The sequence below is a fragment of the Mesorhizobium sp. M0244 genome (assembly GCF_040321795.1).
In the GTDB taxonomy this organism is placed as follows: domain Bacteria; phylum Pseudomonadota; class Alphaproteobacteria; order Rhizobiales; family Rhizobiaceae; genus Mesorhizobium.
This window is the reverse complement of the sequence record NZ_JAMYSE010000005.1, coordinates 134,925-158,681: the sequence shown is the minus strand read 5'-3', so window position 1 is coordinate 158,681 and position 23,757 is coordinate 134,925. Positions and strand designations below refer to the sequence as shown.

24 protein-coding genes and 1 tRNA gene are annotated in these 23,757 nt (G+C 64.0%); 5 read left to right on the top strand and 20 right to left on the bottom strand.

Annotated elements, in window-relative coordinates; translation table 11 throughout:
* Window positions 1-8 precede the first annotated feature (8 nt).
* On the bottom strand, window positions 9-1,505 hold the full coding sequence (locus NKJ08_RS06670; protein ID WP_352522912.1) for a CoA-acylating methylmalonate-semialdehyde dehydrogenase: 1,497 nt from the start codon (window positions 1,503-1,505) through the stop codon (window positions 9-11).
* Window positions 1,506-1,712: 207 nt separating this feature from the next.
* On the opposite strand from NKJ08_RS06670, the gene NKJ08_RS06665 reads away from it, so the two are divergent.
* Window positions 1,713-2,594, top strand: coding sequence for a LysR family transcriptional regulator (locus NKJ08_RS06665; RefSeq protein WP_352522913.1), 882 nt, complete (start codon window positions 1,713-1,715; stop codon window positions 2,592-2,594).
* Window positions 2,595-2,619: 25 nt separating this feature from the next.
* On the opposite strand, the gene NKJ08_RS06660 is transcribed toward NKJ08_RS06665, so the two are convergent.
* The 8 genes from NKJ08_RS06660 to rsfS form a co-directional block, all read right to left on the bottom strand.
* Window positions 2,620-3,876 (bottom strand): D-amino acid dehydrogenase, encoded by a 1,257-nt coding sequence (locus NKJ08_RS06660; RefSeq protein ID WP_352522914.1) that lies wholly within the window; start codon window positions 3,874-3,876, stop codon window positions 2,620-2,622.
* Between the two features lie 143 nt (window positions 3,877-4,019).
* A complete protein-coding gene (alr, locus tag NKJ08_RS06655; protein WP_352522915.1) occupies window positions 4,020-5,189 on the bottom strand; it encodes an alanine racemase in 1,170 nt (389 codons plus the stop codon).
* A gap of 29 nt (window positions 5,190-5,218) precedes the next feature.
* Window positions 5,219-5,740 carry an RNA pyrophosphohydrolase gene (locus NKJ08_RS06650; protein ID WP_352522916.1) on the bottom strand — a complete coding sequence of 174 codons (522 nt, stop codon included), beginning with the start codon at window positions 5,738-5,740 and terminating at the stop codon, window positions 5,219-5,221.
* A 1-nt stretch (window position 5,741) separates the two neighbouring features.
* Window positions 5,742-6,968, bottom strand: a complete 1,227-nt coding sequence (locus tag NKJ08_RS06645) for a divergent polysaccharide deacetylase family protein (protein ID WP_352781556.1) — start codon at window positions 6,966-6,968, stop codon at window positions 5,742-5,744.
* Window positions 6,969-7,168: 200 nt separating this feature from the next.
* Window positions 7,169-8,494, bottom strand: coding sequence for a S41 family peptidase (locus NKJ08_RS06640; RefSeq protein ID WP_352522918.1), 1,326 nt, complete (start codon window positions 8,492-8,494; stop codon window positions 7,169-7,171).
* The gene (locus NKJ08_RS06635) at window positions 8,495-9,841 is read right to left on the bottom strand and encodes a murein hydrolase activator EnvC family protein (RefSeq protein WP_352781555.1); all 1,347 of its coding nucleotides are present in this window, start codon (window positions 9,839-9,841) and stop codon (window positions 8,495-8,497) included.
* Between the two features lie 135 nt (window positions 9,842-9,976).
* Window positions 9,977-10,459: a 23S rRNA (pseudouridine(1915)-N(3))-methyltransferase RlmH gene (gene rlmH, locus NKJ08_RS06630; RefSeq protein ID WP_352522920.1), complete on the bottom strand. Its 483-nt coding sequence runs from the start codon at window positions 10,457-10,459 to the stop codon at window positions 9,977-9,979.
* Window positions 10,460-10,520: 61 nt separating this feature from the next.
* A complete protein-coding gene (gene rsfS / locus NKJ08_RS06625; RefSeq protein WP_352522921.1) occupies window positions 10,521-10,898 on the bottom strand; it encodes a ribosome silencing factor in 378 nt (125 codons plus the stop codon).
* A 251-nt stretch (window positions 10,899-11,149) separates the two neighbouring features.
* Here rsfS and NKJ08_RS06620 point away from each other — a divergent pair, with 251 nt between their 5' ends.
* The gene (locus NKJ08_RS06620) at window positions 11,150-12,007 is read left to right on the top strand and encodes a mechanosensitive ion channel family protein (protein ID WP_352522922.1); all 858 of its coding nucleotides are present in this window, start codon (window positions 11,150-11,152) and stop codon (window positions 12,005-12,007) included.
* A gap of 29 nt (window positions 12,008-12,036) precedes the next feature.
* On the opposite strand, the gene NKJ08_RS06615 is transcribed toward NKJ08_RS06620, so the two are convergent.
* From NKJ08_RS06615 to NKJ08_RS06605, 3 genes are all read right to left on the bottom strand, one after another.
* On the bottom strand, window positions 12,037-13,326 hold the full coding sequence (locus NKJ08_RS06615; RefSeq protein WP_352522923.1) for an MFS transporter: 1,290 nt from the start codon (window positions 13,324-13,326) through the stop codon (window positions 12,037-12,039).
* Window positions 13,327-13,401: 75 nt separating this feature from the next.
* Window positions 13,402-13,989: a nicotinate-nucleotide adenylyltransferase gene (locus NKJ08_RS06610; protein ID WP_031212055.1), complete on the bottom strand. Its 588-nt coding sequence runs from the start codon at window positions 13,987-13,989 to the stop codon at window positions 13,402-13,404.
* Window positions 13,990-14,257: 268 nt separating this feature from the next.
* Window positions 14,258-15,538: a glutamate-5-semialdehyde dehydrogenase gene (locus NKJ08_RS06605; RefSeq protein WP_352522924.1), complete on the bottom strand. Its 1,281-nt coding sequence runs from the start codon at window positions 15,536-15,538 to the stop codon at window positions 14,258-14,260.
* Between the two features lie 78 nt (window positions 15,539-15,616).
* Between NKJ08_RS06605 and NKJ08_RS06600 the strand changes: the two genes are divergently transcribed.
* Complete coding sequence (locus NKJ08_RS06600; protein WP_352522925.1) at window positions 15,617-16,105, top strand: hypothetical protein; 489 nt, start codon at window positions 15,617-15,619, stop codon at window positions 16,103-16,105.
* A gap of 18 nt (window positions 16,106-16,123) precedes the next feature.
* Here the strand turns inward: NKJ08_RS06600 and proB are convergent, their stop codons facing one another.
* Together proB and obgE are read right to left on the bottom strand one after the other, a co-directional pair.
* Window positions 16,124-17,251, bottom strand: coding sequence for a glutamate 5-kinase (gene proB / locus NKJ08_RS06595; protein WP_352522926.1), 1,128 nt, complete (start codon window positions 17,249-17,251; stop codon window positions 16,124-16,126).
* Between the two features lie 2 nt (window positions 17,252-17,253).
* Window positions 17,254-18,285, bottom strand: coding sequence for a GTPase ObgE (gene obgE / locus NKJ08_RS06590; RefSeq protein ID WP_352781554.1), 1,032 nt, complete (start codon window positions 18,283-18,285; stop codon window positions 17,254-17,256).
* A gap of 115 nt (window positions 18,286-18,400) precedes the next feature.
* Between obgE and NKJ08_RS06585 the strand changes: the two genes are divergently transcribed.
* Complete coding sequence (locus NKJ08_RS06585; RefSeq protein WP_352522928.1) at window positions 18,401-19,270, top strand: endonuclease/exonuclease/phosphatase family protein; 870 nt, start codon at window positions 18,401-18,403, stop codon at window positions 19,268-19,270.
* A 10-nt stretch (window positions 19,271-19,280) separates the two neighbouring features.
* Here the strand turns inward: NKJ08_RS06585 and NKJ08_RS06580 are convergent, their stop codons facing one another.
* From NKJ08_RS06580 to NKJ08_RS06570, 3 genes are all read right to left on the bottom strand, one after another.
* Window positions 19,281-19,868 (bottom strand): GNAT family N-acetyltransferase, encoded by a 588-nt coding sequence (locus tag NKJ08_RS06580; RefSeq protein WP_352522929.1) that lies wholly within the window; start codon window positions 19,866-19,868, stop codon window positions 19,281-19,283.
* Window positions 19,869-19,988: 120 nt separating this feature from the next.
* Window positions 19,989-20,258 carry a 50S ribosomal protein L27 gene (gene rpmA / locus NKJ08_RS06575; protein WP_023678077.1) on the bottom strand — a complete coding sequence of 90 codons (270 nt, stop codon included), beginning with the start codon at window positions 20,256-20,258 and terminating at the stop codon, window positions 19,989-19,991.
* Window positions 20,259-20,356: 98 nt separating this feature from the next.
* Entirely contained in the window at window positions 20,357-21,049 is a 693-nt protein-coding gene (locus NKJ08_RS06570) for a 50S ribosomal protein L21 (protein WP_352522930.1), read from the bottom strand.
* Window positions 21,050-21,387: 338 nt separating this feature from the next.
* On the opposite strand from NKJ08_RS06570, the gene NKJ08_RS06565 reads away from it, so the two are divergent.
* Window positions 21,388-21,477, top strand: a tRNA-Ser gene (locus NKJ08_RS06565).
* Between the two features lie 98 nt (window positions 21,478-21,575).
* Here the strand turns inward: NKJ08_RS06565 and NKJ08_RS06560 are convergent.
* The 3 genes from NKJ08_RS06560 to NKJ08_RS06550 are packed head-to-tail and all read right to left on the bottom strand — an operon-like array spanning window position 21,576 to window position 23,710.
* Window positions 21,576-22,274, bottom strand: a complete 699-nt coding sequence (locus NKJ08_RS06560) for a hypothetical protein (protein WP_352781553.1) — start codon at window positions 22,272-22,274, stop codon at window positions 21,576-21,578.
* Window positions 22,275-22,280: 6 nt separating this feature from the next.
* Window positions 22,281-23,033: a hypothetical protein gene (locus tag NKJ08_RS06555; RefSeq protein WP_352781552.1), complete on the bottom strand. Its 753-nt coding sequence runs from the start codon at window positions 23,031-23,033 to the stop codon at window positions 22,281-22,283.
* Between the two features lie 20 nt (window positions 23,034-23,053).
* A complete protein-coding gene (locus NKJ08_RS06550; protein WP_352781551.1) occupies window positions 23,054-23,710 on the bottom strand; it encodes a recombinase family protein in 657 nt (218 codons plus the stop codon).
* Window positions 23,711-23,757 lie beyond the last annotated feature (47 nt).

Below are 23,757 nucleotides of genomic sequence, written 5' to 3'. Positions count from 1 at the left end.
GATCAGGATCAGTTCATCGTCGGGATGACGAACTCGGCACCGTCCTTCACACCGGACGGCCAGCGCGACGTCACCGTCTTGGTCTTGGTGTAGAAGCGGAACGCGTCCGGCCCGTGCTGGTTGAGGTCGCCGAATGAGGACGCCTTCCAGCCGCCAAACGTATAGTAGGCGATCGGCACCGGGATCGGCACGTTGATACCGACCATGCCGACCTGGACTCGCGAGGCGAAGTCGCGCGCGGCATCGCCGTCGCGGGTGAAGATGGCGACGCCATTGCCCATTTCGTGCTCGTTGGCGAGCTTGATGGCGTTCTCGTAGGTCGGCGCGCGCACCACCGAGAGCACCGGCCCAAAGATCTCTTCCTTGTAAATGCGCATGTCGGCGGTCACGTTGTCGAACAGGCAGCCGCCCATATAGTAGCCGTTCTCGTAGCCCTGCATCGAGAAGCCGCGGCCGTCAACCACCAGCCTGGCACCTTCCTTGACTCCGATATCGACATAACCCTTGACCCGCTCCAGCGCCTGTGCCGTGACCAGCGGGCCAAAATCGGCGGAAGAGTCGGTCGACGGACCGACCTTCAAACTCTCGACGCGCGGCACCAGCTTTTCCATCAGTCGGTTGGCGGTGTCGTTGCCGACCGGGACGGCCACCGAGATCGCCATGCAGCGCTCGCCGGCCGAGCCGTAGCCGGCGCCGATCAGCGCGTCGACGGTCTGGTCCATGTCGGCATCGGGCATGATGATCATGTGGTTCTTGGCGCCGCCGAAGCACTGCACGCGCTTGCCGGCCGCGCAGCCGCGCGAATAGATGTACTGGGCGATCGGTGTCGAGCCGACGAAACCGATCGCCTTGATGTCGGGATCGTCGAGGATGGCGTCGACCACATCCTTGTCGCCATTGACGACATTGAGGATGCCGGCAGGCAGGCCGGCCTCGATGAACAGTTCGGCAATCCGCATCGGCACGCCCGGATCGCGCTCCGACGGCTTCAGGATGAAGGCATTGCCGCAGGCGATGGCCGGCGCGATCTTCCACAGCGGGATCATCGCCGGAAAATTGAACGGCGTGATGCCGGCGACGACGCCGAGCGGCTGGCGCATCGAATAGACGTCGATGCCGGGGCCGGCGCCATCGGTGAACTCGCCCTTCATCATATGCGGCGCACCGATGCAGACCTCGACCACTTCGAGGCCACGCTGGATGTCGCCCTTGGCGTCGGCGATGGTCTTGCCGTGTTCGCGCGCCAATATCTCGGCCAGCGCATCATACTCCTTGGCGACCAGCTCGAGGAACCTCATCAAGATGCGCACGCGCCGCTGCGGGTTGGTCGCCGCCCAGCCGAGCTGTGCCGCCTTGGCGTTTTCGACCGCCGCGCGCAATTCCGCCTGCGAAGCCAACGCCACCGTGCCACGCACTGTGCCGTCCATCGGCTGCATGATGTTTTGCTTGCGGCCGCTGGTCCCAGCGACGCGCTTGCCGCCAATGAAATGACCGTATTCGATCATGATTTCTCTCCCTGGTTCGTGATGAGGCATTGTCCGCCTTTGCGTGAGCGATGGCAACGCGAGCGAAAACGCAACCGTTGTGCGGAAAATAGACATCGGTTTATATCTGTGCATTAAATCACGCAAATGATAGGGATATGCCGGTACAGCTTGGATTGTTTAAGTTGAGCTCCTTCGCGCCCCCCTCTGTCCTGCCGGACATCTCCCATGAACTGGGATGACGCCCGCATCTTCCTTGCCGTGGCGCGCGCCGGCCAGATCCTCGGCGCCGCCAGACGGTTGGAGCTCAACCACGCGACCGTGTCGCGCCGCATCGCCGCCCTCGAAGATGCGCTCAGGACAAAACTGTTTCGCCGGCTTACCACCGGCAGCGAGCTGACGCCGGCAGGCGAGCGTTTCCTCGAAATCGCCGAACGCATGGAGGGCGACATGATCGCGGCGCGCTCGACCGTGGCAGGCGAAGGCGACGACGTCTCGGGCACCGTGCGGATCGGTGCGCCGGATGGCTTCGGTGTGGCCTTCCTGGCCAGGCGCCTCGGCGCGCTGACCGCTCTGCACCGTGAGCTCACCATCCAGCTGGTGCCGGTGCCGCGCTCCTTCTCTTTGTCCCGGCGTGAGGCCGACATTGCCATCACCGTCGAGCGGCCGACGGAAGGCCGCTTGGTAGCGGGAAAGCTGGTCGACTACACGCTCGGCCTGTTCTCGTCCCGGGCCTATGCCGACACGCATGGGCTGCCCGGAACCGCCGCCGCGCTAGGCCAGCACACGCTGATTGGCTACGTCCCGGATCTGATCGTCAGTCCCTCGCTTGACTACGCGGCCGAATTCAGCGCCGACTGGCGCACCAGCTTCGCCATTTCCTCCGCGCTCGGTCAGGCCGAAGCGGTGCGTTCCGGCGCCGGCATCGGCATCCTGCACACCTTCGTTGCCCGCTCGATGCCGGAGCTGGTGCCTCTCGATATCGTCGCACCCATCCGCCGCGCTTACTGGTTGGTCTATCATGAATCGGTCAGGCCGCTGCGCCGCGTCCAGATCGTCGCGAGCTTCATCACCAAGGCCGTTGAACGGGACCGGGAATTGTTCGTGTGACGCCGTGTCGGCTGCTGGGCCGACCTTACTTAGCGTATCGTTCCGGCCCGAGATTGCTGATGTTGATGTCAGGCACCCGGCTGGAGATGATGTCGGCCAGAACCTTGGCCGAGCCGCAGGCCATGGTCCAGCCGAGTGTGCCGTGGCCGGTGTTGAGATAGAGGTTGGAGAAATCGGTGCGGCCGATCAGCGGCGGCCCGTCCGGCGTCATCGGCCGCAGCCCGCACCAGAAGGTCGCCGACCGCATGTCGCCGCTGCCCGGGAAAAGGTCGCCGACCGAATGTTCGAGCGTATGGCGCCGCGATTCGTGCAGCCGCATGTCGAAGCCGGAAATCTCCGCCGTACCGCCGACCCGGATACGATCGCCGAGCCGGGTGATCGCCACTTTGTAGCTCTCGTCCATCACCGTCGATACAGGTGCGGCGGTGGCGTCCTTGACCGGCAGGGTGATCGAATAGCCCTTGACCGGGTAAACCGGGATGGGCCGCTTCAGCATGCGCATGAACCGCGCCGAATAGCTGCCCATCGCCATCACATAGGCATCCGCGACCATCCAGCCCTTGCTGGTGCTGATGTTGGTGATGCGATCGCGCTTCTTGACGACACGCCGTATCTCTGTGTCGTATTCGAAGGTGACGCCGCGTGCCACGCAAAGCTCGGCAAGCCTGTCGGTGAACATCTTGCAGTCGCCGGTTTCATCGCCGGGCAACCGCAGGCCACCGACGATTTTTTCGCGCACGCCAGCCAGCGCGGGCTCGGCCGCAATGCAGCCGTCGGGGTCGAGTATCTCGTAGGGGACGCCATAGGTCTTCAGCACCTCGACATCGCCGCCGACGCCATCGAGCTGCTTTTGCGTTCGGAAAAGCTGCAGCGTGCCCTTGGCGCGCTCGTCATAGGCGATGCCGGCGGCCTCGCGCAGCGCCTTCAGCGCGTCGCGGCTGTACTCGGCCAGCGGCACCATGCGCGCCTTGTTCAGCGCATAGCGCTGCGTCGTGCAATTGCGCAGCATCTTGACCAGCCATATCCACATATGCGGATCGAGCGCCGGCCGTACCACCAGCGGACCGTGCTTCATCAAAAGCCATTTGATGGCCTTCAGCGGAACGCCAGGCCCGGCCCAGGGCGAGGCATAGCCGGGCGAGATCTCGCCGGCATTGGCAAAGCTGGTTTCCAGCGCCGGGCCTTTCTGGCGATCGATCACCGTCACCTGATGGCCGGCCTCGGCAAGAAAGTAGGCGGTGGTAACCCCGATCACGCCGCCGCCCAGCACGAAGATCTTCATCGCTTGGTTCTCCGCAAAGACGTCTCGTCAGGGTTCGAGACCGGGGTTATTGCCGCCTTCTGTCTGCCGGATTTTAGTGCCCCAGCCAAGTGCCCGATGCTTGTTGGGAAACGACACGCATAAAGAGCAAGCAGCTTGCGTCTCTATCCATTCACATAGCGCCGATGGAAGCGGTGGCCGAGGCTGGTCAGGACCTCATAGCCGATGGTGCCGGCATGGCCGGCTACCTGGTCCACCGTCTGCGATGACGGCCCGATCAGTTCAACGAGGTCGCCGGCCTCCAGCCTGCCGGGCGGCAGTGCGGAAATGTCGAGGATGATCGAATCCATCGAAACCCGGCCGACGAAGGGCAGCCGCACATTTTCGAACCAGGCGGCGGAGGCGGCGCGTCGATGCCAGCCATCGCCATAGCCGAGCGAAATCGTCGCCGCGACAAGCGGAGTTTTGGCGCGGAAAGTGTGACCGTAGCCGACACCGGCGCCGGCCTCCAGCATCCGCGTCTGGATGACCTTGGCCTGCAATCGCACCACCGGCAGCATCGGGTTTTCCTTCGCCGGCGTCGGATTGATGCCATAGAGAGCGGCACCGGGACGAGCGAGATCGTAGTGATAGCGCTGTCCGAGAAAAATGCCTGATGAGTTGGCAAGCGAAGCCGGCGCCTCCGGCAGCATCCTGCGCAGCCGTTCGAATTCCAGCCGCTGCTGCTCGTTGGCCGGTTGCTCGGGTTCGTCGGCGCAGGCGAGATGGCTCATCACGAAGGTCAGTTCGACACCGTCGAAAGCCTGCGGATCCTGCGCGACAGCTTTCACCTCGGACGGTGTCATGCCGAGCCGCGACATGCCGCTGTCGACCTGGATGGCGGCCGGCAATTTACGGCCCACACGCGCCGCCGCCTCACGCCATGCCGCGACCTGGCTGATGCTGTTGACGACGGTGCAAAGCCCCGCCGCAACCGCCTCCCTTTCGGCGCCCGGCGGAATGCCGTTCAGCACGTAGATGGCCGGGCTTGAGCCGAGCGCCTTGCGCAGCAAGATGCCTCCGGTCAAATGCGCGACAAAGAACATGGCGCAGCCTTCAGCCATCAGTGCCGCGGCCACCGGCGCCGCGCCAATCCCGTAACCGTCGGCCTTGACCACTCCTGCACAGCTGACGCCGGCCAGCCGCGCCTTCAGCCGCCGGTAATTCTCACGGACGGCGCCGAGATCGATGGTCAGGATCGCCCCCGCCGCCGCTTCGCTGATCAGCTCACTCGGGGCGCCGGTCTGCGGAAGAGAGACGGTCTGCGGAAGAGATTTGCTGGAGATATCGTTCATGCCGACCTGTTTTAGCGGAAGGCCGGCGGCTACGCCACCAGATGCTGGAACGCTGCCACCACGCCTTCATAGACCTTGCGCTTGAACGGCACGATCAGGCCGGGCAATTCCAGCATCGGCCGCCACGCCCACCGGTCGAACTCGGCCTTGTGGCCACCCGGCGGCGGATTGATCTCGATCTCGCTTTCGTCACCGTGGAAGCGGAAGGCAAACCATTTCTGCGTCTGGCCGCGATATCGTCCCTTGAAGGCGATGCCGACCAGATGGGCCGGCAGGTCGTACTTGATCCAGTGCGGCGCCTCGGCCAGCAGCGACACCGAGCGCATGCCGGTCTCTTCGTAGAGTTCGCGCTCCGCGGCAGGCAGCGGCTCCTCGTCATCGTCGATGCCGCCCTGTGGCATCTGCCAGAGCTGCGTCGTTCCAGCGAATTCGCTGTCCGGCTCGGCAATGCGATGACCAACCCAGACCAGGCCGGCGCCATTGAGGACCATCACTCCTACACAGGGCCGGTAAGGCAGTGTTTCCGGGTCAACGAGCTTGTTCTTTGCCATGTCAGCCTTTTTCCGGGTCTATGGCGACCGCCGAAATCGGCACGATCTCGATGCCGCGCTTCTTGGCCTCGGTCACCCAGGACGACACGGTATCGACCGTCAGGTCGAAGGCCGAGCCGACGCCGACGGCAAACCCTTTCGCTCGCGCCGTCGCTTCCAGCCCATCCAGTTTCTTCAATATGGCGCCGCGGTCCTGCACCGCGTCGATCGCCGTGTCGCCGCCAACGAACGGCACGCCGTCCTTCAGCGCCAATTCGGGTGCCAGGCTGCGCGCCGACGAACCGTCGTCGACATAAGCAAGACCACGCTTGCCAAGCTCGGCCATCAACGGCCCCATCGCCGTCGCGTCGGCCGAAAAGCGGGCGCCCATATAGTTCATGACGCCGGTGTAGTTGGTCGTTCGCGACAGCACCCAGCGTAAATTCTTCAAATTCTCGTCCGGCGCCGCTGCCACGGTCAGCGTGTTGCGGCCGGGATTGACGTTCGGATAATCGAACGGCTCGAGCGGCACCTGCATGATGATCTCATGGCCGCTCTGCCGCGCCGCCTGCATCCAGCGGCCGATACTGTTGCCATGCGGCGCGAAGGCCAGCGTGACCTCCGCCGGCAGCTTGGAGATGGCTGCCTGCGTGCCGGTCTGGGACACTGCAAGCCCGCCGATAACGAGCGCCACGCGTGCACCGCGTGCGCCGGACCACGGCCGCGCATAGACGTCGAACGGGCGCCGGCCGTCGTCGGCGCGGATCGGCAGCGGACCGGTCTCGCTGGCCTCGATCAGCGCCTTGTCGGGAATGTGCGCGATCCTGAGGTTCTGGCCGATTGTCGAAGGGTCGCTGATGACGATGGCCTTGGGTGGACCGTCACCCTCCTCGGTCTGTACATGGATGATCTGCGGACCGCCCGTCTTCTGTTCGCCCGTCTTCTGTTCGCTTGTCTTCTGCCCGCCTGTCTTCTGTTCGCTTGCGTTGCTTGGCGCTTCCATTTCGGGCGTCGCGTTGGCCGGCGCCGCGGCGGTATCCGCCGCTGCCGGCATCTTCGGCGTCGAAACGGCGGCTTCTTGCAGCTTCCGAAACGGCTTGTCGCGCAAGGCGATCGCGCCGGAAACGCCGACCACGGCCAGCACGACAAGCGCGGCCACGACCGCACCGGCGCTGATCCCGCTGCCTGCGCGCGGCGGCCGGATCGCCTGTCCGAGAGGTCGTTCTATGTCCTTGCCGATATCAGCCAAGCCCCGCACCCCCGGCGCGCGTCTCCGAAAGAAACCTTTTCCGAAGGCGCAAATCCAAATATCGGCCCGCCCCCATTTCATCGAGGTGCGCAGCATCCCGGCCGCGGCCCCGAATCAAACTGCCGGAGCCTCGCGGCCCCGGCAGCATCGCATCGCTTCGCTCAGGCAGCCAGACCTGTTTGGCCCCGGCTTGCCCGCCCTTACTGGTTCAACACGGCCTTTTGCGGATTCGGCGGGAACGCCGGATCGGTCTTCTGGCCGCGCAGCAGCTGCTCGGCATAGATGAGCTGCAAATCGTCCTTCGGCTCCGGCGGCACATAGGCGGCTGAGCCCGAACCGGTCGTGCCTTCGTCGGCGCCCTTGATATGGCCCTTGAGGTCCGATTCGCCGCGCGTCAGATCCCTGCCCTGCAGTTCCGCCGGCAGTGGCTGGTCGACCTTGATGTCGGGCGTGATGCCCTTGCCCTGGATCGACTTGCCGGACGGCGTGTAATAGAGCGCCGTCGTCAACCGCAGCGCCCCGTTCTCGCCGAGCGGGATGATGGTCTGCACCGAACCTTTGCCGAAGGACTGCGTGCCGACCACCGTGGCGCGGCGCAGATCCTGCAGCGCACCGGCGACGATTTCCGATGCACTGGCCGAGCCGCCATTGACGAGCACGATCAGCGGCTTGCCGCCGATGTCGTCGCCGGACCGCGCGTCGAAGCGGGTGACGTCCTTCGGATCGCGGCCGCGCGTCGAGACGATCTCGCCACGGTCGAGGAAGGCATCCGACACGCTCACCGCCTGGTCGAGCAAACCGCCTGGGTTGAGACGCAGATCGAGCACGTAACCCTTGAGCTTGTCGTTCGGCACCTGCTTCTTGATGGTGTCGATGGCATTCTCGAGGTCGTCATAGGTCTTTTCGGTAAAGGAGGTGATCTTCATGTAGCCGATGTCGTTCTCGACCCGGAACTTGACCGCCTTCACCTTGATGATGTCGCGCACGACCGTCAGTTCGATCGGCTTGTCGGCGCCCTGGCGCAGGATTGTGAGCTTGATCGGCGTGTTGACCAGCCCGCGCATCTTCTCGACGGCGTCGTTGAGGGTCAGGCCGCGAACCTCCTCGCCGTCAATCTTGGCGATATAGTCGCCGGCGAGCACACCAGCCTTGGCGGCAGGCGTATCGTCGATCGGCGTGATCACCTTGACCAGGTCGTTCTCCATGGTGACCTCGATGCCGAGGCCGCCGAATTCGCCCTTGGTCTGCACGCGCATGTCCTGCGCTTCTTCGGCATTCATGTAGGAGGAGTGCGGGTCGAGCGAGGACAGCATGCCGTTAATGGCATTTTCGACCAGCGATTTGTCGTCGGGCGGCGTCACATAATTCGCCCGCACCCGTTCGAAGATGTCGCCGAAGATCGCCAATTGCTTGTAGGTCTCGGAGCCCGCAGCCTTCGCCGTCGAGCCGGGCGCGCCATAGACCAGGCTCATCGCCGATGCACCCATCAGCGCACCGGCAAACAGAAGCGACAGTTTCCGCATCATTCACGTCCTTCCAGAAAAACGGTCCGCCCACCATGGGGCCGGATCGACGGGTTTTCCATCCTTGCGGAACTCGACATAGAGCTCCGGTGTGGCATTTCCATTCTTCGATGCCGAGGTGCTCGCCACCCGGGCCTCTCCCATCGCGCCGACCGGTTCTCCTGCGAGCACCGACTGGCCAGACGCGACGCTGATTCTGCTCATCCCCGCCAGGACGACATGATAGCCGTCACCCGCATTCAGGATCAAGAGTTGACCGTAAGAGCGGAAAGGCCCCGCATAAAGCACATTTCCATCCGCCGGCGCTGTGACGATGGCTCCCGATTGTGTCGCAACCATGTCACCGAGCATCACCGCGCCGTTACCGTCGTCGGCACCGAAGCGCCGCTTGATCCTGCCGGTGACCGGCAGCGCGATCTGCCCTTGAAGCGCGGAAAACGGTGCGGCAGCGGTGAGCCTGTTGCTCTCCGGCACCGGCAGCGAGGCCAATTCCGTCGGCGCCGCCGGGGCCGATGCCGGGCCCTTGTCGGCGTCCGCCGTTTTTTGCTCGGCGGCCTTGGCCGCATCCGCCGCCTTGCGGGCCCTGTCGGCCTCCAGCGATGCGATCAGCTCTTTCAGGCTGCCGGCCTTGGCCGCCAGCGTCGCGGACCGCTGCTTTTCGGCGGCCAACGCGGTTTCCGTATCGGCGGCGAGCTTCTGCTTGGCTTCGAGTAGCATGCTGAGCCGCTTTTTTTCCGCCGCCTGTTCGCCGACCGCTGACGTCAGCCGCGCCCGCTCGGCCTCGATCGAGGCCGTCACCCGCGACTGCTCTTTGAGATCGGCCAGCAATATGTCAGTCTGCTGTCGCAGTTCCGGCACCACGGCACCGAGCAGGATGGCGCTGCGCACCGACGACAATGCATCCTCGGGCTTGACCAGGATCGCAGGCGGCGGATTGAGCCCCATGCGCTGCAGCGCGCCGAGCACTTCGGCCAGAACGTTGCGTCTAGCGGCCAGTGAGGCGCGGATCTTCTGCTCCTCGGCCTTCAGCCCTTCCAGCTTGCCGCCGATATCCTCGATGTCTTGGCCGAGCTTCTGCTCGGTCATCGCCGACTGGATCAGCGCCGCCGTGATCGAGGCGTGGTCCTTCTTGACCGCCGCTATGTCGGCGGCGAGCTTGGCCAGCCGATCGGACGACAGCGTGATCTCTTTCGACACCTTTTCGTATTCGGCGCGGCTCTGGTCCGGGTCGGGCGCCAGGTCGAGCGTGTTCTCGGCCCGCGCGACCCCGAGCGAAAGCACGATCGCCGCGACGGCGATGCCGTAGCGCGCGCGCCAAGAGCCCGTTCGTGATTTCCAGTCTTCAGACATTGAAGCCCAACTCTATGCGCGGCTTCGTTAACGAACCATCAACCATGTTCGAGCCCCGGCCGCCATCCGCAAACCTCTGTGAGCATTGGGGCAAAAATCCGGGCGGCTGGCGTCAATTCGCTGATCGAGCCGGCTTCATGAACGATGGTAGGGATGGCCGGAAAGGATTGTGGCCGCCCTGTAAAGCTGCTCGCCCAGCATCACGCGGACCAGCTGATGCGGCCAGGTCAGCGCGCCGAGCGACACCGTCAGATCAGCCAGGTCGCGCAGCGACTGGTCATGGCCGTCGGCGCCGCCAATGGCAATCACCAGCGCCTTGCGCCCGCCATCGCGCAGGAAGCTTATGCGGCCGGCGAAATCCTCGGAGGAAAGGTTCTTGCCGCGCTCATCCAGCAGCATCAGCGCCGTGCCGGGCTGCAAGTGCGTCTGCAGCTTCTGGCCTTCCTCGCGCCGGCGCTCATTGGCCGTCTGCGCCCGGCCTTCGGCAATCTCGGCGATCCCGGCGAATTCGAGGCCTACAGCAGGGCCGCTTTTGGCGAAGCGCTCGAAATAGCGATCGGCCAACTGCTTCTCGGGGCCGGCTTTCATTCGGCCCACGGCATGAACGGTAATCTTCATCCCTGTCTCGAAGAGCCGCTGATGCATGTCGGACAACGACATGCATCAAGACAAATACGGCTCAGTGGAGGGTGTCTTCCTCGAGATCCGGCGCCTGCCACATCTTTTCGAGATTGTAGAAGTCGCGGACCTCGGGACGGAAGACATGGACGATGATGTCGCCCGAATCGATCAGGACCCAGTCGGCGCCAGCCAGCCCCTCGACGCGCGCAGTGCCGAGCCCGGCATCCTTCAGCGCCTTGAGGAGATGATCGGCGACAGCCGAGACATGACGGTGCGATCGGCCCGACGCGACGACCATGTAGTCGCCGAGGCTCGATTTTCCCTGAATGTCGATTGAGACGATATTTTCGGCCTTGGAGTCTTCCAGACTGGCAAGGACTGTCTTGATGGCGCGGGACACGGCGTCGTTTACGCTGATCCCGGCCGGCGAAGGCACGATGTCGGCCTTCTTCCGCAGTGCTGTTCTCAGTGTATTTCCTTTCGCAGCAAGAACAACCAAATCACCCCTAAAATCAGGTGACACTGCTTAGATAGGCAGAGTTGCGTTGCAGTTTCAAGACGGCGCTCGCAAACCGACATCTCGTAACGGCCGAATGTCGTGCCGCATTGCGGCTTTTCCAGGCGAGAAATCGGAACCGCCTCGCCCCGCAGCGGTTGTCGGCTCATCCATGAACCGGAATCCCCGACATGCCGATCGATCCCCAGAACGCCCTCCTCACCGTGCAATCCGGCCTTGCGCAACTAAGTACGCTGATCGTCTCCTACTCGCTTTCGGCGGTCGGCGCCGTCATCCTGCTGGTCATCGGCTACATCGTCGCCGGCCTCGCCGAGCGTTCGATCTATGCCGGCCTCGGCCATATCAGCGGCTTCGACGAAACGCTCCGCCATTTCTTCTCGCAGGTCGTCCGCTACGCCATTCTGGGGCTTGTCGTGATCATGGTTCTCGGCCAGTTCGGCGTGCAGACGGCTTCGATCATTGCCGCCATCGGTGCCGCCGGCCTGGCCATCGGCCTGGCGCTGCAAGGCACGCTGCAGAACATTGCCGCCGGCATCATGCTCCTGGCGCTGCGGCCGTTCCGCATCGGCGAATATGTCGAGGTCGGCGCCATATCCGGCACCGTCGAGGAGATCGGGCTATTCGCTACCACGCTGAGGACGGTCGAAGGCGTCTACGTGCTTGCGCCCAACTCGACCCTATGGAACCAGCCGGTCCGCAACTTCACCCGCAACGGTGTGCGTCGCGGCGACATCACGCTCAGCATCGGCTCGTGGAACGACATCGATTTCGCGCAAAAGACCATGCTCGGCGTCGCCGCCGCCGAAAGGCGCGTCAGGCGGCAGCCGGCGCCGATCGCCTTTGTCGCGACTGTCGGCGACAGCAACGTCGCCATCACCTTACGCTACTGGACGGCGGCTGCCGATTTCTTCGCCGCCCAGATCGACCTCACCAAAGGGGTCAAGCAGGCCTTCGATGCCGAAGGTCTTTCAATTCCGGCGCCGGCGCCGCAAGCGCCGCAGCCGGAGGCCTCAGCCACGCAGCAATAGAGCGTTGCAGCCAGCTGGCAGGATGCCCCTCAAAGCTCTCCGCGCCCGCGCTGATCTTCGGGCGCGAAGGCGAGATCGACAGGCAACGGCGCCTGCGCCGTCATCGGCGCGAAACTGCCGGTCTCGGTGGCGGGCACGGGCCGCACCATGACGACGCGCCAGAGAACGAACAGGCAATAGGCGGCGGCAATGACGATCGCCACATAAATGAAGGTCTGCGTGCCGTAGATGGCGGAAAGCCCGGTCACAATGCCGGGCACGACGAAGCCGGACAACGACCAGGCAAACAAAAGCGAGCTCGACAGCGCCACCATATCGTCCTTGCCGGCGCGGTCGCCGGCATGGGCGCTGGCCAGCGAATAGATCGATTCCGAGGCGCCGTCCCAGACCACGTAGATGACGAGCAGCGCCGCCAGCGCGCCGCCGTCGAAACCCAAGGCAAACAGGCCTGCCGCTGCGGCAAGTGCCGACGCTGCGATCAGCACAAAGCGCCGGTCGGTGCGGTCGGAAATCCAGCCGAGCGGAATCTGCAGGATCAGCGTGCCGACCGGCATCGCCGAAAGCAGCAATGCGACGTCGGCCTGGCTGTAGCCCTTGGCCGTGGCATGGATTGGCACAAAACCCGAAATCGTCATCGACAGGCCGCCGACGGCAAGCATGCCGGCAACGCCGACCGGCGAAATCCGCCAGGCCCGGCCGAGCGCCACGGACGCTGCTTGCGGCGACGGTGGCTGCGCAAGCCGCGTCAGCCCGACGGGGAGGATCGACAGCGCGGTGAAGACGATGCCGATCAGCGGCGCGTCGGCCGCGCGGATATCGACCAACGCCAGCGTCGAATAGCCGACGCCGAGGCCGGCGACATAGGCAACGTAGAAGGTAGCCATGACCCGGCCGCGGATGGCGTTGTCGATGACATCGTTCAGCCAGCTCTGCGCGACGATGAATAGTCCGCAAATGGCAAAGCCGTAGAGCGCCCGTGCAGCGATCCACGGCAATGGATGCGGCCCGGCGCCTACGGCGGCGTTGGATAGCACGATCAGCGCCGACAGCACCATGAATGCGCGGGCATGACCGACGCGCCGCACCAGCGGCCCGGTCAGGATACAGCCGGCAAGGCCGCCGGCCGAAAGACCGGTGACGATCAGCCCCGCCCATGTCGGATCGAAGCCCTCGGCGCCGAGCCGGACTGGGATATAGGCGAACATCAGCCCATTGCCGACGGCGATCAGCGCCATCGACAAAAGGATGCTGGCAATGGCGATCGACGGCGCCGGCTGCCCTAGACCGTTCTTGTCCTGGTCGCGCTCGAGAATCGTCATGACCGAGGATCGCCCATCAAGCAGGTCAAGGCAGCCGCAAAAGCGACATCACCGGGACTTGCCTTCCGCGCCGGTTCAGCCCTTTGCCACCTTGCGGATCGCGCTCGACGACAGCGACGAACGCGGGCCGTGGATGAAGGTCCAGGCCGGCGCCGTCATGCGGGCGAGCCGCGGTGCGTCGCCTTCGTCGACGCGGGCATAGTCGAAGGTTTTGGCGACCACCGACGACAGGAACGACAGCGTCGCGCCTGGCCGGTCGACCACCGCGATCGGGAACGTCATCACGATGCGGCGCCAGCGCTGCCAGCGGTGGAAGTCGCGAAGCGAGTCGGCGCCCATGATCCAGACAAAATCGACGCCGGGGTTACGCGCCTTGACCAGCGCCAGCGTGTCGGCGGTGAAGCGGACGCGGTGGGCCGCCTCGAAGGCGGTGACCTTGATCTTCGGGTTCTTGGCGATCTTTTCGGATAGCTGCAGCCGCTCGGCCAGCGGCGCCAGGTCTCCGGCATTCTTGAGCGGATTGCCGGGCGTCACCATCCACCACAACTGGTCGAGCGCAAGGCGTCTGAGCGCGATCTCGGCGACCAGCGCGTGGCCGGCATGCGGCGGGTTGAATGAACCACCGAACAGCCCGACCGCCACGCCTTTCCCGGCATGCGGCATGTGCAGATAGTGGGAGGATACGGATTCCTTACCCTCCCCCTTGTGGGGAGGGTCGATCCGCGAAGCGGAGCGGGGTGGGGGTGTTGCAGAGTTCAGCGTCGCGGCCCCACCCCACCCCCCCCGCGAGCCCCCCTCCCCCCCCCCGCCCGGGGCGGGTGCGTGCCGCGAAGCGGTGGGGGGTGGGGGTGTTGCAGAGTTCAGCGTCGCACCCCCACCCGGCTCGCGATGCTCGCCACCCTCCCCACAAGGGGGAGGGTAAGACCGGCGCTCAAGGCCTCACCTGTCCCGACCCGCGTACGCGGTATTTGAACGAGGTCAGCTGCTCGACGCCGACCGGCCCGCGTGCATGCATCTTGCCGGTGGCGATGCCGATCTCGGCGCCCATGCCGAACTCGCCGCCATCGGCAAACTGGGTCGAGGCGTTGTGCAGAAGGATCGCCGAATCGATCTCGTTGAAGAACCGGTCGACCGCTGTGGCGTCCTCGGCGATGATCGCCTCGGTGTGATGCGAGGAGAAATTCTCGATATGCTCGATGGCGCCGCCAATCCCGTCGACCAGCTTCACCGCGATGATCGCGTCGAGATACTCGGTCACCCAGTCGGCGTCGGTCGCGGGCCGGGCATCGGCGTAATGTTTCAGCACCTCGGCATCGGCGTGGATCTCGCACCCTGCCGCCCGCAGTGCCTCGAGGATCGGCACCAGATGCGTCGACGCGACGGCACGGTCGACCAGCAGCGTCTCGGCGGCACCGCACACCCCGGTGCGCCGCATCTTGGCGTTGACGGCGATCTTGACCGCCATGCCGAGATCGGCTGAGCGGTCGACATAGACATGGCAGATGCCTTCGAGATGCGCGAAGACCGGCACCCGCGCCTCGTTCTGCACACGCTCGACCAGACTGCGCCCGCCGCGCGGAATGATGACCTCGAGATTGCCGGAAAGCCCTTTCAGCATTTCGCCGACGGCGGCGCGGTCGGTGGTCGGCACAAGCTGAATGGCATCTTGCGGCAGCCCGGCTGCCTCCAGCCCTTCGACCAGGCAAGCGTGGATCGCGGCGGAAGAATTGAGTGAATCCGAGCCGCCGCGCAGGATTACTGGATTGCCCGCCTTGAGGCACAGCGCGCCAGCATCCGCGGTAACGTTCGGCCGGCTCTCGTAAATGACGCCGACGACGCCGAGCGGCGTGCGCACCCGTTCGATATGCAGGCCGTTCGGCCGGTCCCAAGCCGCGATGACATCCCCAACCGGATCGCCGAGTGCGGCGATTTCGCGAATACCGTCGGCCATTGCGCGGATGCGCGCCGGATCCAGCTTCAGCCGGTCCATGGACGAGCCGGAAAGCCCGGACTCGTGGCCATTCGAGACATCGATGGCATTGGCGTCAAGAATGTCCTGCTCACGGGAAACGACCGCGTCGGCCATGGCGAGAAGCGCCGCATTCTTGGCGGCGGTGGTGGCGATGGCCAGCGGTCGGGCGGCGGCGCGGGCCTTACGGCCCGTCCGTGCCATCAAACTGGCTACATCTTCGCCTTTGTGTTTGTTCAGCATCTGACCGCTCCGGTGAAGCTTGGTGGATTTACACGCGGCCGGCCTTCGCGGCAATGGCCGCAAATCTGGGGGAGTAGAATGAAGAGCTTCATAATTCTCGTTGCTGTCGGCGCGATGCTCCTGCCGACAGGCCTTCACGCCGCCGACTACTGCGACGACAAGTTCGAGCCTGGCGAGAGCCCCGACGGGATGGCTTTGATTGCGTACAGCTTGATGGTGCAACTTGCTTTTGCTGAACGCTACTGCGGCGCACCGGCGACACCGCCCTCTCGGATTGCCGTCGTTGTCGAGGAGCTCCATGGATGTGGGCCGCGGGCTCGGCTTGAAGCGGAAATAGAAAAAAGGACGAAGGAGGATACAAGTGCGAAAATAACAACGACCGACGGGCTTATTCGCGATGTCGTCGCCGGGGACGACAAGGACATTTCCCAAATCGAGGTGGATCGACGAGCCAAGGCTGGGATCGAAGCAGAACTGGGAGGCTGCAGCGAGTTGCTGAGAACTAAACGCGACGTTGAGGAAAGATACCGCAACCCGCCTAAATGGCCGCCTGAACCCCGCAAGTAGCGTGCATGGAGCCCTTTCTCAGTCGGTCGCGCCGCTCACCACAAGGTCATCGCGGTGGATCATCGCCGAACGCGCCTCGTAGCCGAGCACGGTTTCGATCTCGGTCGTCTTCAGGCCAGCGATCCTTACGGCATCGGCGGCATCATAGGCAACCAGCCCGCGCGCTATCTCGCGGCCCTCGGGCGACAAGATCGCCACCGTGTCGCCACGCGCAAAATTGCCGCTGACCAGTTTGACGCCGGCCGGCAGCAGCGACTTGCCGGAGAGCAGCGCGCCGATGGCGCCGGCATCGACGGTCAGCCGTCCCGCCGGTTCGAGCTGCCCGGCGATCCAGGTCTTGTAGCCCTTGACCGGATTGGCGCTCGGCCGGAAGAAGGTGGCGCGCTCGCCGCGCTCGATTGCCAGCAACGGCGACAGCCGCGTGCCTGATGTGATGATCATGGCGGTGCCGGCGGCGGTCGCGATCTTGCCGGCGTCGAGCTTGGTGCGCATGCCGCCGCGCGACAATTCCGAAGCGGCGGCACCCGCCATCGCTTCGATGTCGGGGGTGATGCGGTCGACGACCGGAATGAACCGGGCTTGCGGGTCGCGCGCCGGCGGCGCCGTGTAGAGCCCGTCAATGTCGGAAAGCAGCACCAAAAGATCGGCGCCCATCATGGTGGCGACACGCGCCGCCAGCCGGTCGTTGTCGCCATAGCGGATTTCGGAGGTGGCCACCGTATCGTTCTCGTTGATGACCGGTAGCGCCTTCATCTTGAGCAGTGTCGAGATCGTCGCCCGCGCGTTGAGATAGCGGCGGCGCTCTTCGGTGTCGCCGAGCGTCAGCAGGATCTGGCCCGATTTCAAGCCATTCTTGCCGAGCGCATCCGACCAGGCGCCGGCCAAGGCGATCTGCCCGACGGCAGCAGCAGCCTGGCTCTCCTCGAGCTTCAGCGCCCGCTTGCCGAGGCCGAGGATGGTGCGGCCGAGTGCAATCGCCCCGGAAGACACGACGAGAATTTCGGCGCCGCTATTGGCCAGCACGGCGATGTCGCCGGCAAGCGAGGCCAGCCAGTCGCGCTTCAGGCCCGTCGTGCGGTCGACAAGCAGCGCCGAGCCGATCTTGACGGCAATGCGCCGATAATTTTTCAGCGATTGCGCGGCCATGGCTATGTGTTCCAGCGCGTCTCGACCGGCGCAGCGACAGCTTCGCGCGCCTCCGCCACCACAGCCATCAGCGCGCGCAACACTGCTTCGACGCCTTCGCCGGTGACTGCCGAAAGCAGCATCGGCGCGCGGCGGGCCGCGCGTTTCAGCGAGGCGGCCTTCTTCTTGCGTGCGTCGGCATCGAGTATGTCGACCTGGGAAAGCGCGACGATTTCGACCTTGTCGGTCAGCCCATTGCCGTAGGCTTCGAGCTCGGCACGCACGGTCTTGTAGGCATCGGCCGGATTTTCTTCCTGCGCCGAGACAAGATGTAGAAGGACACGCGTGCGCTCGACATGGCCAAGGAAGCGGTCGCCGATGCCGACACCTTCATGCGCGCCTTCGATCAGGCCCGGAATATCGGCAATGACGAATTCGCGACCGTCAATGCGGGCCACGCCAAGGCCGGGATGCAGCGTGGTGAAGGGATAATCGGCGATCTTCGGCTTGGCCGCGGTGACCGCCGCCAGAAAGGTCGACTTGCCGGCATTGGGCAGCCCGACCAGGCCGGCATCGGCGATCAGCTTGAGCCTGAGCCAGATGTTGAGCTCTTCGCCCGGCTGGCCGGGATTGGCGCGGCGCGGGGCCTGGTTGGTCGAGGTCTTGAAATGCTGGTTGCCGAAGCCGCCATTGCCGCCCTTGGCCAAAAGGAAGCGCTGGCCAACGACGGTCAGATCGCAGATCAGCGTCTCGTTATCCTCGGCAAAGACCTGCGTGCCGGCCGGCACTTTCAGCGTCACGTCGGCACCCTTGGCGCCGGTCATGTCGCGGCCCATGCCGTGCGTCCCGGTCTTGGCCTTGAAATGCTGTTGATAGCGATAGTCGATCAGCGTGTTCAGTCCATTGACCGCCTCCACCCAGACATCACCGCCGCGGCCGCCGTCGCCGCCGTCCGGACCGCCGAACTCGATGAACTTTTCGCGCCGGAACGACACCGAACCGGCGCCGCCGTCGCCGGAGCGGATGTAGACTTTGGCTTGATCGAGAAATTTCATCGGATTGCTGAGTTTCTGCTAGTGGCCTTGCGGCATTGCTCTAAACCTTCGGCACTGCTCTAAACCAAGGCAGGGCGAAGGGCGAGGGCTGTTTATGAACATGGCCGGAGTCGCAATGAAGCTGGTAACCTACAACATCCACTACGGCATCGGTCTCGACGGCCGCTATGATGCCGGCCGCATCGCCGATGCCGTGCGCGGCGCCGACGTGATCGCGCTGCAGGAGGTCACCCGCGCCAATCCCAACAATGGCGGCCGCGACATGGTGGCCGAGCTCGGCGAGGCACTGCCCGACTATTTTGCCGTCTACGGCAGCAATTTCGAGGCCGACGCCGGCTCGCGTCTGGAGAACGGCCGAGCCATCACGACCACCTTCCAGCTCGGCAACATGGTGCTGTCGAGAACGCCGATCCATCTGTCGCGCAATCTCCTTTTGCCGCGCAGCCGCAGTTTCGAAGCGATGAACTTCCAGCGCGGCGCACTGGAGGCGCTGATCGAAACGCCGCTTGGTTTCATCCGCTTCTATTCCACCCATCTCGACCACCGCAGCCCCGTTGAACGGCTGAGCCAGATCCGCTTTCTGCGCCAACGCCTGTTGAACTACCCGCTTGAGGGCGGTGGGCTCTCCGGCGTCGCCGAGATCGGCTTGCCGGACCTGCCTTATCCCGAAGCCTTCGTCGTCATGGGCGACTTCAACATGCTGGCCGGATCGCCGGAATATGTCGAACTCGCCGGCCAGCCTGACCATGAATTCGGCATGCCGGTGACCGCCGACCTCGCCGTCGATGCCGCCGCGCGCCTCGGCGCTGCCGGCGCCGATCTCATCACCTGGGTCGACCCCAAGCGGCCGGATGATGCAAGCCGCCACAAGCGCATCGACTATGTCTTTGCCAGCGCCTCGCTCGCCAAATCGCTAAACCGCCTGTGGGTCGACCGGCAAGCGGTCGGCTCCGACCACGTGCCGGTCTGGGTCGAGATGGCGTGAGCAGCGCCGATCAAAAGTGCACCCAGTTCCTGAGGCTGGTCCAGGTCTTGCGATCAAGGCGGTAGCGCTCGACCGGCACCTGGCCGGCAACGATCGAGTTCAGCATGCCCTGGCCGGCATACTGGAAGCCGCATTTGTGGATGACCCGGCGCGAGGCCGGATTGATGACCCGCGTCGAGGCGTGCAGCACCTGGATCGTGGTTCTCTGGAAGGCAAGGTCGACCAGTGCGTGCGCTGCCTCAGTCGCATAGCCGCGTTTCCAGTACGGCTCGCCGATCCAGTACCCGAGCTCCAGCCCGCGATCCGTGGTGTTGAGCCCGGCGCAGCCGACGAAGGTCTCGGTGCCAGCCAGCGTCAGCGCATAGGCGATTCCCGCTCGGCGCGATGCTGTCATGGCGAGGAAGGCGCGTGCCTCGGCCTCGCCATAGGGATGCGGCATGCGGGCCAACATTTCCGCGACATGGCGGTTGTCGGCGAGCGCCACCAATTGCTCGATGTCGCTTTCACGCGGGGCACGCATGACCAGCCGCTCGGTGACCAGGACGGGGCAATCTATCGCGTAACTTTCGTCGTCTGAGTCTTCCGCTTCGGCAACCATGTCAAAGTCCTCCAGGCACAAGAAAAAGGGGAGATGGAAACCCATCTCCCCTGATCCATTTCCTGGCTTGGCCAGACACCGGTTCCCGAGATGGGTGCCGGTGTTCTCGTGCGGAACCGGCTACTCCGCTGCCTTCGTCATCGGGTTCACCGATACGTAGGTTCGGCCATTGGCTTTTTTGTTGAAGGTGACTGCGCCAGCTTCGAGCGCAAACAGCGTGTGGTCCGTGCCAATGCCGACATTGGTGCCGGGATGCCACGTCGTGCCACGCTGACGAATGATGATGTTGCCCGGAATCACGGCTTCGCCGCCGAACTTCTTCACGCCGAGCCGCTTGGAATGGGAGTCGCGACCATTGCGCGACGATCCGCCAGCTTTCTTGTGTGCCATCTAACTACTCCGATGCGCCGCGAGGCGCCTAAACGATCTTATGAACGCGTTCGCGTTCCGTTTCAAGTCCGATCCGGCGACGATTGCGCCGGTTCGTTCTACTTCTTCGCCAATTCCTTGGCCTGCTCGCGCCAGTCCTTGATCTGGTCGGCGCTGAACGGCATGTGCTCGTCGATCTTGGCGACATCCTTGTCGGACAGCTTGGCGATCTGGGCGAAAGTGGCGATGCCCTGTTCGTTGAGCTGCCCGGCGGCGACCGGGCCGATGCCCTTGATCACGGTCAGATCGTCCGGCTCGCCCTTCGGCGCCTTGAACAACGGCGCGGCGGCGGCGCCTGCCTCGGCCTTGGCTTCCTTCTTTGGCGCAGCCTCTGCCTTCGCTTCGGCCTTCGGCGCGGCATCAGCCTTCGCCTCGGTCTTGGCTGCAACCTCGGCCTTCGCTTCGGTCTTGGCGGCGGCCTTCTTCGCCGGCTTGGCGCCACCCAGCAGGATCTCGGCGATCCTGACGGTGGTCAAAAGCTGGCGATGGCCGATCTTGCGGCGTGAATTCTGCCGGCGGCGCTTCTTGAAGGCGATGACGGTACGGTTCTTGCCCTGCTCGACGACTTCGGCGGTGACCGTCGCACCATCGACGAACGGCGCACCGAATGTGACGTTCTCGCCCTCGCCATGCGCGAGCACACTACCGATCTCGACGATGTCGCCGACATTGGCTTCGAGTTTTTCGATCTTCAGAAGATCGTTGGCGACAACGCGATACTGCTTGCCGCCCGTTTTGATGACTGCGAACATTTTTTGCCTTTCGCTGTTCGGTCGGCCTTGATGAACCGCCTCAGGCGGTTCGGCCGTCTTTTTGTCAGTCTGCGGATTCAAAAAACAAGCGGCGCGGAAGATCCCTCCACGCCGATTGCGCGCTGTCCCTAACCGAAGGTTCGGCTTGAGTCAAGGCAAGCGCCGCGGGCAAGCTGCGAATGGGTTGAGCCCAGTCCGGGAAATATCGAGCAGCGGGCCACCGGAGCCTCGAAGGAAGCGCGGACAGAAGCTGCGGCGCCGGGGCAGATTGGCCCTTGTAACCTGCCTGTCCAGCCGTTATCTAGTGCGCCGCGCCGGCAACGGCGGACCATGACCGCGGAGAGGTGGCAGAGTGGTCGAATGCACCGCACTCGAAATGCGGCATGGGTGCAAGCCCATCGGGGGTTCGAATCCCTCCCTCTCCGCCAGTATGCTTACCTCCCTCTAAGCTACTGATTTCTTAGCACTTTCTAGAGGCACTCCGAATTGCGGTGCCCCACGCTGGTGCCCCAAACGCGCGGTGCTGCTAGAGGTTGTACTCTTTGCGCCACGGCCTCAACCGCTGCAAATAGTCAATCTTCGCACCGACGACACGAGGAGCATCGTTAGGTGCATGGCCACTTATGACCTCCACCGCCTGGATCAACTCACGTACCAGTTCTTCGAGGATCGCGGTTAGGAGCCGCATGTCCGGGAAGGCTCCGATGTTGGTCATGTTGTTCGGAGAGATGACGGTGAAACCTTCCGGCGTCGGATGGGCACCGAACTTGGAGAACATGCTGTAATCCTCCTGGTATTTCTTGCCCTTGGTCCCGTCGAGAGCCTCCAGCGCTATGCGGACCTTCGGCGGAGAAAACCTGGCTTTGCGGTCGGCCTCAGGGAGCGTATGCCATTCCGCCAAGCGCTGAGGTTGCCGATTGAAGAGGTCCAACAGAAGCCTGCATTCCATCATGTCTCGGATCATCGCCAAGGATGGCTGGAAGTAGCCACAGCGCACTAGGCGCAGGGCCGCCGCCGCATCGTTGAAGCATCTGGTGGCCAGCCTAAGGGCAACCAGATCGTCGCGGGTGTCATAAGGCGTGGCTCTGATTAGCTCGTCGATAGTGTCGAGCGCGGCATCGATCATCCTCTGATGCGCCAACAAGTCTGTGCTGTCGGCAATCATCCGATCGTGCGCTGCGACTACCGGTGCCTCATCGATGAGGTAGAAGGGTTCATTTGCCATCGTGCGCTAGCGCGGCTTTCGAATGTCGTCTGGGGTGGTGGCGTTCATGATGCGCCGGATGCTGTCCTCCACCTTGCCAACGTCCGCCTTAGAGCCGCTGTCGGCGACAAGCTTGATCATGTGGCTGATGCCGCTCTCATACGCTGGCCCGAACATTGCAGAAAGGGCGATCGATTTCGCCTTCCGGTTCACATCCTCATAGACGGCCTCAATGAAACATATCGGCAGACCCGTTGCACCTGGATTGACAGCAGTGGCTCTGAGGGCTTCGGCCCGCTTCACCAGATCGGAAATGATGTCCTTTCCCCGCTTCGACAGATCGAACTGGGAGCTCTCTCGGTCGAGTGTCTCTTCCCCTATCTTGGCCAAGTAGACGTACCCCTGCCAGACGGCCTGAATGGTCTGGTCTAGTTGATCGCCGTTTGGCTGCGGCATCGAAAGGTAGGGCCGGTCAGTTAGGAACCGCTCCAGCACCTCCGGTTGCCGCCTGAAGTCGGCCAGGATGGTAAGGTCCGAGTCCCCAAACATCGTCATGCGGACGAAGACCTCCGAGACCACATCCCGCCAGATGGCCTCGACATTGGAGTCCTTGCGACGGTGGGCCGGGAACTGTGACAGACCCTTACGAACACTGACGGCGTACTCATCGGACGATTGCTTTAAGGCCATGAGCAAGGCCATAGGCCTCACCAAGCTTTCGGCCAGTGAGCCCACGCCGGTCTCCTTACGGCCTAGTAGTCTTTTGATGCTGCCGAACATTGCCCCGGCTCCCCTCCCGGTCACGCGGTCCTATCGATGACCCTCATTACCTGAGTCGCGGACCACTTGCCTCCCCGTGAGGTCTTGGCCCCCATGTCATTCATCGTGTCGGCTATGGCGGTCAGGGTCTGGCCGGCGCTGCGCAAGGGGCCGATTATCCTCATGGCCTTCTCCGCTTCGGCCTTCGCCTTCCTCTGTATCGCCTCGTTGCGCTTCATGGTCTTGTCCCTCAGGCCACCCAATTTGACCCCCCGGTCCTTGGCCGCCTTGAGGGCCGCCTTAGTGCGCTCCGAGATGAACTTCCGCTCCTGCTCCGCCAAGGCGGCATAGAGGTGGAGCTGGAAGGGGTCGGCGTTCGGCATCTGGGCCACCCTGAGGCGGACCTTCTTGTCTTTGATGAGGGTGGCGATGAAGGCCACGTCCCGGCTTAGGCGGTCCAGCTTGGCCACCAGAAGCTCCGCCCCCGTGGCCCGGACCAGCTTGATGGCCTCCGCCAACTGTGGCCTGTCGTCACTGCTGCCTGAGAGCACGTCCTGGAAGCGCCCGATGACCTCCCACGGGACCTCGGAGAAGGTCTCCAGGTAGATGCCGATGTCGCGCTCCTGGGCCTCTAGGCCTAGCCCGCTGCGGCCCTGCTCCTCCGTGCTGACCCGCGTATAGACCACGTACTGCTTCATTGCGTTGCCCCGTCCGACGACTTCAAGGGGACTCTAGCGGCGGATAT